13 protein-coding genes and 1 riboswitch are annotated in these 13,100 nt (G+C 72.0%); of the genes, 4 read left to right on the forward strand and 9 right to left on the reverse strand.

Annotated features, from left to right (window positions below):
- Nucleotides 1-25: 25 nt before the first annotated feature.
- Nucleotides 26-106: riboswitch (ZMP/ZTP riboswitch) on the reverse strand.
- Between the two features lie 66 nt (nt 107-172).
- From BR39_RS25270 to BR39_RS0109930, 5 genes are all read right to left on the reverse strand, one after another.
- On the reverse strand, nt 173-1,900 hold the full coding sequence (locus BR39_RS25270; protein ID WP_035018295.1) for a PAS domain S-box protein: 1,728 nt from the start codon (nt 1,898-1,900) through the stop codon (nt 173-175).
- Between the two features lie 103 nt (nt 1,901-2,003).
- On the reverse strand, nt 2,004-3,782 hold the full coding sequence (locus tag BR39_RS0109915) for a heparinase II/III family protein (RefSeq protein WP_029910716.1): 1,779 nt from the start codon (nt 3,780-3,782) through the stop codon (nt 2,004-2,006).
- A 9-nt stretch (nt 3,783-3,791) separates the two neighbouring features.
- A complete protein-coding gene (gene rpe, locus BR39_RS0109920; RefSeq protein ID WP_029910718.1) occupies nt 3,792-4,451 on the reverse strand; it encodes a ribulose-phosphate 3-epimerase in 660 nt (219 codons plus the stop codon).
- A 130-nt stretch (nt 4,452-4,581) separates the two neighbouring features.
- The gene (locus BR39_RS0109925; RefSeq protein WP_029910720.1) at nt 4,582-5,862 is read right to left on the reverse strand and encodes an RsmB/NOP family class I SAM-dependent RNA methyltransferase; all 1,281 of its coding nucleotides are present in this window, start codon (nt 5,860-5,862) and stop codon (nt 4,582-4,584) included.
- A gap of 41 nt (nt 5,863-5,903) precedes the next feature.
- Nucleotides 5,904-6,308 (reverse strand): hypothetical protein, encoded by a 405-nt coding sequence (locus BR39_RS0109930; RefSeq protein WP_029910723.1) that lies wholly within the window; start codon nt 6,306-6,308, stop codon nt 5,904-5,906.
- 98 nt (nt 6,309-6,406) lie between these two features.
- On the opposite strand from BR39_RS0109930, the gene BR39_RS0109935 reads away from it, so the two are divergent.
- On the forward strand, nt 6,407-6,622 hold the full coding sequence (locus tag BR39_RS0109935) for a DUF1674 domain-containing protein (RefSeq protein ID WP_029910727.1): 216 nt from the start codon (nt 6,407-6,409) through the stop codon (nt 6,620-6,622).
- Nucleotides 6,623-6,672: 50 nt separating this feature from the next.
- Here the strand turns inward: BR39_RS0109935 and pyrF are convergent, their stop codons facing one another.
- Nucleotides 6,673-7,362, reverse strand: a complete 690-nt coding sequence (pyrF, locus tag BR39_RS0109940; RefSeq protein ID WP_029910734.1) for an orotidine-5'-phosphate decarboxylase — start codon at nt 7,360-7,362, stop codon at nt 6,673-6,675.
- Nucleotides 7,363-7,447: 85 nt separating this feature from the next.
- Between pyrF and BR39_RS0109945 the strand changes: the two genes are divergently transcribed.
- Nucleotides 7,448-8,143 (forward strand): MarC family protein, encoded by a 696-nt coding sequence (locus BR39_RS0109945; RefSeq protein WP_029910736.1) that lies wholly within the window; start codon nt 7,448-7,450, stop codon nt 8,141-8,143.
- 80 nt (nt 8,144-8,223) lie between these two features.
- Here BR39_RS0109945 and BR39_RS0109950 read toward each other — a convergent pair whose 3' ends face one another.
- Nucleotides 8,224-9,024: an SDR family oxidoreductase gene (locus BR39_RS0109950; protein WP_029910738.1), complete on the reverse strand. Its 801-nt coding sequence runs from the start codon at nt 9,022-9,024 to the stop codon at nt 8,224-8,226.
- A gap of 185 nt (nt 9,025-9,209) precedes the next feature.
- Here BR39_RS0109950 and BR39_RS0109955 point away from each other — a divergent pair, with 185 nt between their 5' ends.
- Nucleotides 9,210-10,061 carry a hypothetical protein gene (locus tag BR39_RS0109955; protein WP_029910743.1) on the forward strand — a complete coding sequence of 284 codons (852 nt, stop codon included), beginning with the start codon at nt 9,210-9,212 and terminating at the stop codon, nt 10,059-10,061.
- A gap of 171 nt (nt 10,062-10,232) precedes the next feature.
- Here the strand turns inward: BR39_RS0109955 and BR39_RS0109960 are convergent, their stop codons facing one another.
- The gene (locus BR39_RS0109960; RefSeq protein ID WP_029910746.1) at nt 10,233-10,838 is read right to left on the reverse strand and encodes a flavodoxin family protein; all 606 of its coding nucleotides are present in this window, start codon (nt 10,836-10,838) and stop codon (nt 10,233-10,235) included.
- A 321-nt stretch (nt 10,839-11,159) separates the two neighbouring features.
- Here BR39_RS0109960 and BR39_RS0109965 point away from each other — a divergent pair, with 321 nt between their 5' ends.
- Nucleotides 11,160-12,371, forward strand: a complete 1,212-nt coding sequence (locus BR39_RS0109965; protein WP_231499431.1) for an MFS transporter — start codon at nt 11,160-11,162, stop codon at nt 12,369-12,371.
- A 128-nt stretch (nt 12,372-12,499) separates the two neighbouring features.
- On the opposite strand, the gene BR39_RS0109970 is transcribed toward BR39_RS0109965, so the two are convergent.
- Nucleotides 12,500-12,937, reverse strand: a complete 438-nt coding sequence (locus tag BR39_RS0109970) for an Rrf2 family transcriptional regulator (RefSeq protein ID WP_029910754.1) — start codon at nt 12,935-12,937, stop codon at nt 12,500-12,502.
- Nucleotides 12,938-13,100 lie beyond the last annotated feature (163 nt).

Here is a 13,100-nt window from a genome sequence, read left to right on the forward strand (position 1 = left end):
TCCTGGCTGGTCTGGTTGGACGAGAAAACGGAGCCCAGGCGCGCGGCATATGAGGTCCGCGCTCCCCGATGGTTGCCCATCACTAGCGCCAGTCACGCGAACGCGCGGAAAATACGGGGGAGGCGAGAGGAGTCAATCGGGGTCGGGGCCTCCTCCACAGGGGGAGACCGGGCTACCCCAGCCGCACCGGCAGCACCGCCCGCGCGCCGTCCGCCGCGAAGGTCAGTTCCGGCCGGCCGCCCAGGTCGCCGGCCAGGCCGCGCTCCAGCAGGCGGGTGCCGAAGCCCCGGCGTTCGGGGGGGCGCACCGGCGGCCCGCCGCGCTCGGTCCATCTCAGGACCGCCCGGTCCTCGGCCGTCTGCTCCCAGGCGACGTCCACCCGGCCTCCCGCCGCCGACAGGGCGCCGTACTTGGCCGCGTTGGTGGCCAGCTCGTGCACGGCCAGGGCCAGGGACAGGGCGGTGCTGGCGCCCACCCGCAGGGCGGGGCCGCTGACCGCCACCCGGTCGGGATCCTGGTCGTCGACGAACGGCGCCAGGCCCTGGCGGACGATGTCGTCCAGCGCCGCGCCCTCCCAGCTCTCGCGGGTCAGCACGTCGTGGACGGCCGACATCGCCAGCAGCCGCCCGATCAGCCGCTCGCGCACGGCCTCGACCGCCTCTTCCGGCCGCAGGGTCTGGCGGACGATCGACTGGACCGAGGCCAGGGTGTTCTTCACGCGGTGGTTCAGCTCGTTGATCAGCAGGCGCTGACGGGCCTGGGCCGTCTTGGTCTCGGTCATGTCCATCGCCATGCCGATATAGCCCTGGAACTGACCCTGGGCGTCGATCTGCGGCCGGGCGTTGGCGACCATCCAGCGATAGTTTCCGTCGCCTCCCAGGAACCGCGCCTCGAAGCCGTAGGCCGTCGGCCCGCCCTCGGCGGTGCGCGCCGCCGCCCGTCGGGCGCCGACCCCGGGGATGTCGTCGGGATGGATCAGGCCGATCCAGGCGTCGCCCAGCAGGTCGGCCGGCGCCACCCCGGTGTATTCGCCGAAGGCTTCGTTGGCGAAGGTGATCCCGCCCTCCACCGAGGTCATCCACACCGGGGCCGGCGCGGAATCGGCCATGGCGCGGAACCGGGCCTCGCCCTCGCGCAGGCGTTCCTCGGCGCGCTTGCGTTCGGTGATGTCGGTGTGCACGCCGATCCATTCGCGGATCGAGCCGTCGGCCTCCAGGGCGGCGACGGCGCGGATGGCGAAGTCGCGCCACACCCCGTCGTGGCGACGCACCCGATGCTCGAAGGTGAAGGGGCCGCCCCGGGCGACGGCCTCGTTCCACGCCCGGATCGTCGGCTCGGCGTCGTCGGGATGGACGGCGTCGGCCCAGCCGAAGCCCTGATAGTCGTCGTGCGCCTGGCCGGTCAGGCTGGCCCAGCCGGGCTGGTCGCCGACCATCCGGCCCGAGGCGTCGTTGGTCCACAGGATGCCGTCGACGGCGCCGATGGCGGCGCGGAACCGCGCCTCGCTGGCGGCCAGCCGTTCATGCACCTCGACCCGGTCGGTGATGTCGCGGATGAAGCCCAGGAACAGGGGAGCGTCCGGATCGCCGAACGCGGCCAGGGACACCTCGATCGGGATTTCGCTGCCGTTCTTGCGCACCGCCATCAGCTGCGAGCCCTGGCGCGCGGCCGGCGGCTCGGCCAGGGCCAGGCGCTTGGTCAGCAGTTGCCGGTAGTGGGCCTGATGGCGCAGCGGGGCCAGCAGGTCGATCAGGCCCCGGCCCAGGACCTCGTCGCGCGGCCAGCCGAAGGCCGCCTCGGCGCGGGCGTTCCAGTCCAGGATCGCGCCCTTGGCGTCCATGACGATGACGGGGTCGATCGCGGTGTTCAGGATGGGCCGCAGGGCGGCGAGGCTCGACATCTGCCCCTCCCTCAGCCGACGCGGTCGAAAACAGCTACAGGACAGGGTGGGAGCTGTGAATTCCGCGCTCCGACGGGCGCGTGGGACGTAATGTCGCAGGGGATCAGTGATCCGTCGCCCGGGCCAGCTTCCAGCGGATCTTCGCCCCCTTCTCGGGACGGACCTGGCTCTTGAGCACGATGGCGCCGGCGGGGCGGGCGTGGCCGTGGTCGAAATGGGCCGAGGGGGTGATGGCCACATCGACCGCGTCGTTGCGCAACCACCAGCCGACGTTGGACGGCCCCTTGATCAGCACGCTCTTGCCGTCGCGCGCCAGCGAGGCGCGGGCGTCCGGATGCAGGTGGAAGGTGACCGAGAACGGCAGGTAGCGGCGCGGGCCGTCGGGATTGGCCGAGCCGATGGGGATCAGGCTGTCCTCGCCGCGCAACTCGTCGGCCTTGAGGTCCAGGTACAGCCGCCGGGCGTGGGTCAGGCCCAGGCGCCGCCAGCCGTCGTGGACGATGTCCAGCCACACCCCGACGTCGGCGTCGTGGCGCTTGACCTCGACCTCGGTCGCGCCGTCGACCAGCCACGGGCCCAGGGCGTCGGCGCGCCAGCCCGACAGCGGCCGGCCGGCCGAACCGTCGCCCACCGAGACGGTCGAGGCGGCGGACGAAAGCCGGAAGGCGTTGGCGCCGGTCGCTTCCGGACTCCAGCCGCAGCTGGTGATCAGCCGGTCCTTGCCGAACACGATCTCGACCGCGGCCGGCTGGGCGCAGGCGGTGACGCTGAGCACGCCCGTGGCCGGCGGCCCGGCGTCGGCCATCACCTGGAGGCTGCCGCCCTGCATCTTCTGATAGCCGACATGCGGCGCGCTCTGCGGCGGGCGCGGGCCGTGGTCGTCATGGGCCAGGGCCGCGGCGATCCGCTTCGGCTCGATCGCCTCGCCGCCCTGGAACGCGGCCAGATGACCGTCGGCCAGGGCGAAGAAGCGCACCGACGAGCTCAGGCGGTCGATGGCGCGGGTCAGGGCCTCGGGGACGGGACGGCCGCGCTGGCCCAGGGCGTCGTCCAGGGTCAGCAGGTCGAACAGCAGCTCCAGCCCGGCCTCCGGCGAGCGGCTGGCGTGGCCGCCGTCGGGCAGGACGACCAGGTCCAGCAGGGCGTGGACGCGCTTGAGGCCCTGGGCCGTCAGCCGGTCGCTGGCCTTGCCGGTCAGGGCGCAGCCGGCGATGGCCACCACCACGGCCCGCTCCAGCCGGCGCTCGGGCGCGTCGGAGGCCTTGAGCAGCTGGCGCGCGCCGCGGGCGATGTCCTGCGTCATGGCCGAGATCTCGGCGTCGGACGCCTCGGGCGCGAGGGCCTTGGCGGCGCAGGCCAGGTGGAAGGTGCGGCGCTCCAGCCGCTCGCCGCTCCACGAGAAGGCGTTCCAGGTCCCGAACACCCGCCGCCAGTCCTGCAGCAGCCGCAGGGCCAGGCGCGCCGATCCGGGGCCGGCGGCCAGCAGGTGCGGCAGCCAGTCGAAGCCGTGCAGGGCGGTGGCGAACTGGCGGGTCGGGCTGGGCTGGTCGAAGGGGTCGCCGGTCTCGCCCAGCCGCAGGGCGCCGCCGTCCAGCACCAGCAGGCCGTCCAGCAGTTGGCGGCCGCGGTCGGGATCGACGGGACGGGGGTCGTGGGGATGGCCGGCCAGGCCGACCGGCCTGGGCCGGCTGATCGAGGCGCGGTGCGGCGGCGAGCCGAACCATTCGCGTTCCAGGTTGCCCTTGATCGCCGCGCCGAGGGCCTTGAGCGTCACGCCCTTGGTGCGGGCTCCGCGGCCACGGGCTCCAGAGCCACGGGAGGAGGGGCCGCCGGCGAGGGCGGAGGACTTGCGGCTGGAACCTGTCGCGGGAGCCCCCTCCATGCCGCTGGATCAGCCGCCCTTCAGGGCGCGGATGTTGCCGGCATAGGCGGAGGGGCCGCCCTTGAACACCGCCGAGCCGGCGACCAGGGCCGTGGCCCCCGCCGCCACGCACTGCGGGGCGGTGACCGGGGTGACGCCGCCGTCGACCTCCAGGATGATGTCGAGGCCGGCCTTGTCGATCATCCTGCGCAGGGCCTCGACCTTGCGCAGCTGGCCGGGGATGAAGCTCTGGCCGCCGAAGCCGGGATTGACCGACATCACCAGCAGGAGGTCGACGTCCTCGAGAATCCACTCGACGTGGTCGATCGAGGTCGAGGGGTTGAAGACCACCCCGGCCTTGGCCCCCAGCTCGCGGATGCGCTTGAGGCTGCGGTGCAGGTGCGGGCCGGCTTCCGGATGGATGCTGATCAGGTCGGCGCCGGCGGCGCGGAAGGCCTCCAGGTACGGATCGGCCGGGCTGATCATCAGGTGGACGTCGAACGGGATCTTGGCGTGCGGCCGGATCGCGCGAACGACATCCGGGCCCAGGGTGATGTTGGGCACGAAATGGCCGTCCATCACGTCGACATGCACCCAGTCGGCGCCGGCCGCCTCGATGGCGGCGACCTCTTCGCCCAGCTTGGCGAAGTCGGAGGCGAGGATGGACGGGGCGATCAGCGGCGCGGTCATGGGTCCCTGGCTTAGCTGTGTCGGGCTCACGCCACAAGCGAGTGCTTCGCCCGGAAGCTTAACGCACTCATCCGCCTCAAGGTTGTCGTCCGCAAGCGCGGAGCTTGGGCCGGGACGCCGGCTTTCCAGGCTACCGTTTGACGAATCGCGCCGCGAAGAAGCCGTCCAGTCCGCCCTCGCGGTGGTGGGGCAGGATTCGCAGCGTGCCGCGCGCCGTCAGGCTGGCGGCCGGGGCGCCGCCTTCCTCCGGGGCGATGGGGTCCAGGGCCATGTCCGGACGGCGGGCCAGGAAGGCCTCGACCTGGGCCTCGCCCTCTTCCGGCTCCAGCGAGCAGACGCAGTAGACCAGGCGGCCGCTGGGCTTCAGGCGGCCGGCGGCGCTGTCGAGCAGGCGGCTCTGGACGGCGGCCAGGCTGGCCACGTCGCCGGGGCGGGCGGCCCACAGCACGTCCGGATGGCGGCGGAAGGTGCCGGTGGCCGAGCAGGGCGCGTCCAGCAGCACGGCGTCGAAGGTCCGCGCGTCCTCCCAGGCCCCGGCGTCGGCGGCGACCACCTCGGCGGTCAGGGAAAGGCGGGCCAGGTTCTCGGTGACGCGCTGCAGGCGGGCTGCCGAGCGGTCGACGGCCACGGTCTGCGCGCCGGCGGCGGCCAGCTGCATCGTCTTGCCGCCGGGCGCGGCGCAGAGGTCGAGCGCGGTCTGTCCGGCCTTCACGTCCAGCAGGCGGGCGGGGATGGCGGCGGCGGCGTCCTGCACCCACCAGGTCCCCTCGTCGAAGGCCGGCCAGGCCGAGACGTCGCCCCGGCGCTCGGTGCGCAGCGTGCCGCCGGGCAGGATCTGGCCTTCCAGCCGGGCGGCCAGGTCGGCCGCGTCGGCGCCGGGCTTCAGCGACAGGTCGGTGGCCGGCTCGAAGGCGATCTGGCCGGCGACGGCGTCGGCGGTCTCCTTGCCCCAGGCGCCGACCCAGCGGGCGTAGAGCCACGGCGGGGCCAGGTCCTCGGCGGCGTCGGACAGGCCGCCGTCGCGCAGGAGGCCGCGCAGCACCGCGTTGACCAGGCCCTTGAACGGGCGGCTGGTCTTGTTGGCGCCGGCCAGCTCGACGCTGGTGGCGACGGCGGCGAAGGCCGGCACCTCCAGGAAGAAGGCCTGGGTCGCGCCCAGGCGCAGCAGGTTGCGCACGCGCGGCGGCGGCTCCTTGGCCAGCTTACCGGCCAGGGCGCGGTCGATGGGCCCCAGATGGCGCAGGGCGGCCATGGCGAGGGCGCGCGCGAAGGCCCGCTCGCGCGGTTCCAGAAAGCGGAAGGCGTTGGCCGAGGCGGCTTCGTCGAGCCCGCCGCGCCGCGACAGGGCCGCGTCGATGAGGGCAAGGGCGCCTTCCCGTGCCGGGAGGCCGTCGTTGAGTTCCTGAGTCACCCGCTCGCCGTGCCCAAAGGCGACGGCGAGCGCAAGCGGAATCAGGCCGCGGCCGGTTTGCGCACCAGGCTCGTGATCACCGTCACGCCGAACAGCAGGAAGCCGGCGACGGTGCAAAGCCCGCCCACCGCCAGCAGCGGCCCGTAGATCGAGACAGGTCCGACCTGGCCCAGATACATGAAGAGGCCGCTGATCATGCAGATCACGCCCACGTTCGACAGGGTGAAGTTCGTCAGCTTGACCCAGTTGGGCACGTTCTGGCCCAGCAGGGCGTAGAAGGCGCCCATTAGCGCCAGGCTGACCCAGCCCAGCAGGTTCAGGTGGGCGTGGGCGGAATAGGTGGCGTGGTTCTGGGTGATGCTCATCGTCAGGCCCCAGCAGACGCCGATCATGGCGTAGGTGGCGGCGGCGGCGAAGAAGGCGTGAGGCCAGCGGCTGGTGGTCATGGAAACTCCCCCGAGTTGCAGAACGCGGTTATTCGGAAGCCGGGGGTTGAACACCAGAAGGATTTCGCGGGCAAGAGGGACGATGTTAAACCTTGGTCATGTCCGAGCTTCCCTCCCCCCAGCCCGACCTTCCGCCCGGCGCCGCGCCGGACAAGCCGCTGACCCCGGCCGCCCGCCGCGCGCTTGAAGAAGCCGCGGCCCGCCGCGCGGCCGAGCACGCCGCCGCCTTGCCCACCGAGGAGGGCGGCCGCGACGGTCCCGAGCCGACGCGGTTCGGCGACTGGGAGCGCAAGGGCGTGGCGGTGGATTTCTAGGGGCGAAGCCCCGTTCCTCCCCCTGTGGGGGAGGGCCTCGCTGGCGAGCGCTAGTGGCCCGCCATCTCCGCCACCACCTTCAGCGCCGCCTCGCGCGGGTCGTTGGCCGCCGTGATCGGACGGCCGCAGACCAGGTGGCTGGCGCCGGCCTTCAGGGCGTCGGCCGGGGTGGCGGCGCGGGCCTGGTCGTTCTTGGCCGACCAGAAGGGGCGCACGCCCGGCGTCACCACCAGGAAGTCGGGGCCGGCGATCTCGCGGGCCAGGGCGGCTTCCTGCGGGGACGAGACGATGCCGTCCACCCCGCACTCCACCGCCTGGCGGATGCGCCGGGCCACCAGGTCGCGCGCCGAGAAGGCGTAGCCCATCTCGATCAGGTCGGCGTCGGTCAGGCTGGTCAGCACGGTGACGGCCAGGATCTTCAGGTCCGAGCCGGCCTTGGCCTTGACGGCGGCCTGCATCACCTGCGGCTCGGCGTGGACGGTCAGCAGGTCGCAGCCGGCCCCGGCCAGCACCCGGGCCGAGCGCTCCACGGTGGCGCCGATGTCGTGCAGCTTCCAATCGAGGAAGATCTGCTTGCCCTCGCCCTTCAGCTGGCGCGCCAGGGCCATGCCGTCGGTGGCCAGCAGCTCCAGGCCGATCTTGTAGAACGACACCGCATCGCCCAGGGTCTCGACCATTTGACGGGCCTCGGCTGTGCTGGGCAGGTCGAGCGGCAGGATCAGGCGCGGATCGGCGGTCATGGCGGTCCCCTTGGGGTTGGCGCGCGCGTTCGCATCACCCTAAGAAGGATGCGGATCCGCGCGAATTGAAGGCTAAGCACCCCGAATGAGCCAGGCTGAGCTCGCCGTCAACTTCTTCGTCGCCCTGTTCGCCCTGATCGATCCGATCGGCAACGTGCCGCTGTTCGCCGCCGCCACCCTGGGCGCGGCCGCCGCCGGCCGCCGGATGGTGGCGGTCTATATCGGCCTGTTCGTCGCCGCCTTCCTGATCTTCTTCTTCTTCACGGGCGTCAGCCTGCTGGAGTTCTTCGGCATCTCGATGCCGGCCTTCCGCATCGCCGGCGGCATCATCCTGTTCATCCTGGGCCTGGACATGGTGCGCGACGACTTCACCACCATGTTCGCCGACGCGGCCGAGGGCGTGGAGGGCCAGTCGGCCCGGGTCTACGCCAAGCAGCGGTTCGAGCGGCTGATCGTGCCGTTCGCCATGCCGCTGCTGATCGGGCCCGGTGCGATCTCGACCGTGATCATCTACGCCAGCGAGGCCCGGCCCCTGGGCCTGGCGGGCCTGGCCGCCGGCGTCGGGGTGATCGCCGCCGTCTCGGTGGTGCTGGTCGCCGTGTTCTGGGCCGCGCCGGTGATCAGCAAGGTGCTGGGCCGGATCGGCATGAGCATCGTGGTGCGGGTGCTGGGCCTGATCCTCTGCGCCCTGGCGGTGCAGTTCGTGCTGATCGGCGTGGGCGACGCCACGCGGGGCCTGATCCGGGCCGACGCCAAGGCGCCGTACGCCGAGCACAGGTAGCGGACGAAGAAACACGCGCCGCATGGCGTCGGTGTGAAATCGGAGACGGTCGGGAGCGAGCGTGTGTCCCCCGTGTCGTCCTAGACCTTCCGGAACCGGCTTCCCTGGCTGGCCATCAGGGCCAGGGCCCAGTCGTCGGGGACCAGCTTGGCGATCGCCGCGATGGCCTTGTTGGGCGAGCCGGGCACGCAGATCGCGCGATTGGCCTCGGCGGCCTCGTAGCCGGCGGCGGCCACCTCGTCGGCGCCCAGCCACAGCCAGGTCGGCAGGCTCTGGCTGACCTGGGCACGGGTGCCGTTGACGTCGTGGAATTCCGAATAGGTGAAGCCCGGGCACAGGGCGCTGACGTGCACGCCCGCCGCCTGGTTCTCCAGGTGCAGGCTCTGGGAGAACTTCACGAGAAAGCTCTTGGTCGCCGCGTAGAGGGTGTGGCCCGCCGCGCCGGGGGCCAGGCCCGCCAGGGAGGCGACGTTGACGATGCGGCCGAAGCCGCGCTCGACCATGCCCGGCAGCACCTTGTGGGTCAGGCCGCAGACCGAGACCAGCAGCACCTGCAGGAAGGCGCTCTGGTCGGCCCAGGTGGTCTGGGCGTAGGCGCCGGACAGGCCGTAGCCGGCGTTGTTGACCAGGGCGTCGACCACCCGGCCCTCGGCCTCGATCGCCGCCAGCACCTGGTCGACGGCCTCGGCCTGGGCCAGGTCGGCGGCGATCGGATAGGCCTCGACGCCGAACCGCAGGCGGATCTCGGCGGCCAGGGCCTCCAGCCGGTCCAGCCGGCGCGCGGTCAGAGCCACGTCGTAGCCGTGGCTGGCGTAGATGCGGGCGAAGGCGGCCCCGATGCCGGCGGAGGCGCCGGTGATCAGGGCGAGACGGCGGGCCATGCGGCGAGTGTCCAGCGAAACGGTGAAACTTGGCCGGAGTCGAGCACGGGCGGGCGTTTGGTTCAAGGCGGGGCGGCGGCGCCTTGGCCTGATCACGGCCTCGGGGGTCATGACCTCGAATTAAGTCGTCTCCCGCCGGAGCCGTCGCTATCTCTGGCCGCACCCCTTTTCGAGAGTAGTGAAGCATGCGCGCATTTTCGATCCTCGCCGCCGCCGCCGCCGCCCTGGGCCTTGCCGACGCCGCTTCGGCCGCGTCGTCGATCGACATCACCAACGCCGTCGCCCGCGTGACCGTGATCCCCGAGGTGCGGAGCGACGTGAAGGTCGATATCCAGAATTCCAACCCCAGGCTGCCGCTGCAGGTCCGGCCATCGGGATCGCGCATCGTGATCGACGGCGGACTGGCGGGCGGCGTCGACGGCGACCGGATCAAGGGCTGCGACGTCGAGGACGGCAAGCCCGTCGTCGCGGTGCGCGACATCGGCGACGTGGCCTGGGCCGACATGCCGCAAGTGGTGATCCACGCGCCGATGGGCGTCGAGCTGGCCACCAGCGGCGCCGTGTTCGGCGAGGTCGGTCGCACCGACAGCCTGGAACTGTCCAACGCCGGCTGCGGCGACTGGACGGTGGGTGACGTCAAGGGCGCGTTCGAACTGAACCAGGCGGGCCCGGGCGACGCCAAGGCCGGCCGGGCCGGCGAGGCCGAGGTCCACATCGCCGACTCGGGACATCTGACGCTCCAGGGCGTCGACGGCGACCTGAAGATCTTCGTCGCCGGCTCGGGCGGCGTGGCGGCGACCAGCGTGGGCCGCAAGTTCGAGGCCCATGTCGCCGGTCCGGGCCGCGTCAGCGTGGCGGGCGGCCGGTCGACCGAGGTCGAGGTCAGTATCCTGGGAGCGGGCGAGGTCGACTTCAACGGCGTGGCCGGCAAGGTCTCGGCCTCGGTCTCGGGCTCCGGCAGGGTGGTGGTCGCCAAGGCCGAGGGGCCGGTCAGCAAGGCGGTCGCCGGGTCGGGCCAGGTTGTGGTCGGACCGTAGGCCGGCGACGCCCCCTCCGTCACGACGCGTATCCGCGTCGCGCCACCTTCCCCGCTTCGCGAGGGAGGAAGGGGGAGGGGACGCTCGGGCTCAAGCGTCCCCTCGGGCGGCGCCGGAGCGCCGCGGGCCCGTCCTTCGGGCTGGGGGATCAGGAAGGACGGGCGGACTTCGTTACGCCGCTTCGCTGAGCGCCGGCTGGGCGCCGCGCGTCCAGCGGACGGCGGCCTCGGCGATGCGGACGCCGAACAGGCGGGCGGTCTCGCGGTCGCCGGCCGGCGGGGTGATCTCGGGCGAGGCGTTGTCCGACTGGGCGGCCAGGCCGATGAACGAGCCGACGCGGTTCAGCGTGTCGGGGCCGCGTTCGGCGGCGGTCACTCCGGGAGGGGCCAGGCCCAGGTTCACCCAGTTCATGCCGTGCTGGGCGGCCAGGATGGTCAGGCTCTCCAGGGCGTGGCCCTTGTCGCCCGCGAAGCTGTGCGAGTTGGTGAAGCCCGCGGCCAGCTTGTCCTTCCAAGCGCCGGTGAAGAAGACGCCGGCGGTGGCGTCGGCGAACACTTTGAACACGCCCGAGACGTCGCCCATGTAGGTCGGGGCGCCGAACACCACGGCGTCGGCCGCGGTGATCTGTTCGATGATCGAGGCGAAGTCCTGGGCGGCGTTCTCGATCTTCAGCAGCACCGGGGTCTGGCCGGCGTCGCGGACGCCTTCCGCGATCTTGTCGGCGAGGACGGCGGTGTGGCCGTAGCCCGAATGGTAGACGATGGCGACCTTGGTCATTGGAATGAGCCCTAGTTGATGGTTGGTTTCGCAACTGAAACCGTGACGATTACGTATGATCGTCTCGGGCGGTTTCCAGGGGATCGGCAACAGAAGGTGATGCAGTTATTCTGCAAGCCGATTCAGCGCCGGTAGGGTCGGTTTCGGGCGAACGGCGGAATCTGGGGGCTGATCAACGCTTCAACCTTGTGACAACGTTGTCATTATCTTATTTAGCGCGATAACCAGACAACAGCATCAGCTGAAGGCGCGCCGTCCCAAGGCATCCTTGGGGGCGCGTCCCGGGCCGTCCTGCGGCGTGTGTATCGAAAGGCGGCGATCGTGAGCTCCAATCCTGTCCCTGACGTCCAGCAGGTGAAGGTCCATGCGCCGGGCGCGGTGCTGGCGGCCCTGGCCCTGGGCGGGTTCGCGATCGGCACCACCGAGTTCGCCTCGATGAGCCTGCTGCCGGACTTCGCCGCCGGCCTGGGCGTCGACGCGCCGACGGCGGGGCACGCGATCAGCGCCTACGCCCTGGGCGTGGTGGTCGGGGCGCCGGTGATCGCCGTGCTGGCCGCGCGCCTGCCGCGCCGGATCATCCTGGTGGCCCTGATGGCGGTGTTCGCGGTCGGCAACCTGCTCAGCGCCCTGGCGCCGACGTTCGGATGGATGATGGCGTTCCGCTTCTTCAGCGGCCTGCCGCACGGGGCCTATTTCGGCGTCGCGGCCCTGGTCGCCGCCAGCGTCGCGCCGCCGGAGCGAAGAGCTCAATCGGTGGCCATGGTGATGATCGGCCTGACCGTGGCGACCATCGTCGGGGTGCCCATGGCCAATGTGGTCGGCCAGTGGATCGGCTGGCGCTGGGGCTTCGTGATCGTGGCCATCCTGGCCGCGATGACCGCGACGGCCGTCTATGTCTTCGCGCCACGCGCCCCGGCCGACGCGGGGGCCAGCCCCCTGCGCGAGCTGGGCGCCCTGGCCAAGGGCCGGGTGTGGCTGACCCTGGGCATCGGGGCGATCGGCTTCGGCGGCATGTTCTGCGTCTACACCTACCTGGCCTCGACCATGCGCGAGGTGACCCACGCCTCGGCCGCCCTGCCGGTGGTGCTGGCGGTGTTCGGGGCCGGCATGACCGTCGGGACCCTGGCCTGCGCCTGGGCCGCCGACCGCGCCCAGATGCCGGCCATCGGCGGGGTGCTGCTGTGGAGCGCCGCCGCCCTGGCCCTCTATCCGATGGCGACCGGCACCCTGTGGACCCTGATCCCCGTGGTCTTCCTGATCGGCTGCGGCGGCGGGCTGGGCGCGGTGCTGCAGACCCGGCTGATGGACGTGGCCGGCGACGCCCAGACCCTGGCGGCGGCCCTGAACCACTCGGCCTTCAACTTCGCCAACGCCCTGGGCCCGTGGCTGGGCGGCCTGGCCATCGCGGCCGGCATGGGGTGGACCTCGACCGGCTATGTCGGCGCGGCCCTGGCCCTGGGCGGCTTCACGATCTGGGTCGTGGCGGCGCTGGACGTGCGGCGCGAACGCCTGGCGCTGGCGGCGGCGGAGTAAGACACCCTCCCCCCTGTGGGGGAGGCGGCCGAAGGCCGGTGGGGGGGATAAGGGCGGCGGAAGCCTGATCACGCCTCCCTCCGTCGGCTGCGCCGACACCTCCCCCACAGGGGGAGGACCTTAAGCCGCTAAGCCGCGGCCTCGGTCGCCGCGCCGTTCAGCAGGTCGGCCACCGAGATCGTCGACAGGCGCTCGGCCACGGCGGTGTCGGCGGCGATCATCGCCCCGCGGACGGCGTCGGGGATCTTCTCGCCGACAGGGCAGCCCTTCACGCCCTTGGGCGCGACGCCCAGGTGGGCGCAGCCGTTCACGGCCCGCAGCACGACGTCCAGGGTGATGGTCTCGGGGGCCTTCAGCAGCCAGGCCCCGCCGTTGGCGCCGGCGCGCGCGCCGATCAGCCCCGCCTTGCCCAGCATGGCCGTCACGCGACGCACCACGACCGGGTTGGTCGGGACCGAGGCGGCGAGCTCGGCGCTGGCCACGGCGCGATCGGCCGAAAAGGCGCTCTTGTGCGCCAGATAGGCCAGGGCGTGCGCGGCGACGGGGAATTTCTGACTGTCTGACATTTTTCCGTGGCAGGACCCTAAGGGCGTCGTTCGTGCGTTCAACCAAAAACTATCGTTGTTATCCCGCTTCAGGTCGCGATTGAACCGGAGCAGGATTGGGTGTATCGCGCCCCGCTTGATCGATATGGGGCTCCGCACCGCGTTTTGCGAGGGCGACCCCGGA

It is taken from the genome of Caulobacter sp. UNC358MFTsu5.1, assembly GCF_000712075.1.
Lineage (GTDB): Bacteria > Pseudomonadota > Alphaproteobacteria > Caulobacterales > Caulobacteraceae > Caulobacter.

What these genes read in the sequence shown, in the direction of transcription:
- BR39_RS25270 (WP_035018295.1), bottom strand. Translation starts at nt 1,900, where the DNA reads ATGTCGAGCCTCGCCGCCCTGCGGCCCATCCTGAACACCGCGATCGAC.
- BR39_RS0109915 (WP_029910716.1), bottom strand. Translation starts at nt 3,782, where the DNA reads ATGGAGGGGGCTCCCGCGACAGGTTCCAGCCGCAAGTCCTCCGCCCTC.
- rpe (WP_029910718.1), bottom strand. Translation starts at nt 4,451, where the DNA reads ATGACCGCGCCGCTGATCGCCCCGTCCATCCTCGCCTCCGACTTCGCC.
- BR39_RS0109930 (WP_029910723.1), bottom strand. Translation starts at nt 6,308, where the DNA reads ATGACCACCAGCCGCTGGCCTCACGCCTTCTTCGCCGCCGCCGCCACC.
- BR39_RS0109935 (WP_029910727.1), top strand. Translation starts at nt 6,407, where the DNA reads ATGTCCGAGCTTCCCTCCCCCCAGCCCGACCTTCCGCCCGGCGCCGCG.
- pyrF (WP_029910734.1), bottom strand. Translation starts at nt 7,362, where the DNA reads ATGACCGCCGATCCGCGCCTGATCCTGCCGCTCGACCTGCCCAGCACA.
- BR39_RS0109945 (WP_029910736.1), top strand. Translation starts at nt 7,448, where the DNA reads ATGAGCCAGGCTGAGCTCGCCGTCAACTTCTTCGTCGCCCTGTTCGCC.
- BR39_RS0109950 (WP_029910738.1), bottom strand. Translation starts at nt 9,024, where the DNA reads ATGGCCCGCCGTCTCGCCCTGATCACCGGCGCCTCCGCCGGCATCGGG.
- BR39_RS0109955 (WP_029910743.1), top strand. Translation starts at nt 9,210, where the DNA reads ATGCGCGCATTTTCGATCCTCGCCGCCGCCGCCGCCGCCCTGGGCCTT.
- BR39_RS0109960 (WP_029910746.1), bottom strand. Translation starts at nt 10,838, where the DNA reads ATGACCAAGGTCGCCATCGTCTACCATTCGGGCTACGGCCACACCGCC.
- BR39_RS0109970 (WP_029910754.1), bottom strand. Translation starts at nt 12,937, where the DNA reads ATGTCAGACAGTCAGAAATTCCCCGTCGCCGCGCACGCCCTGGCCTAT.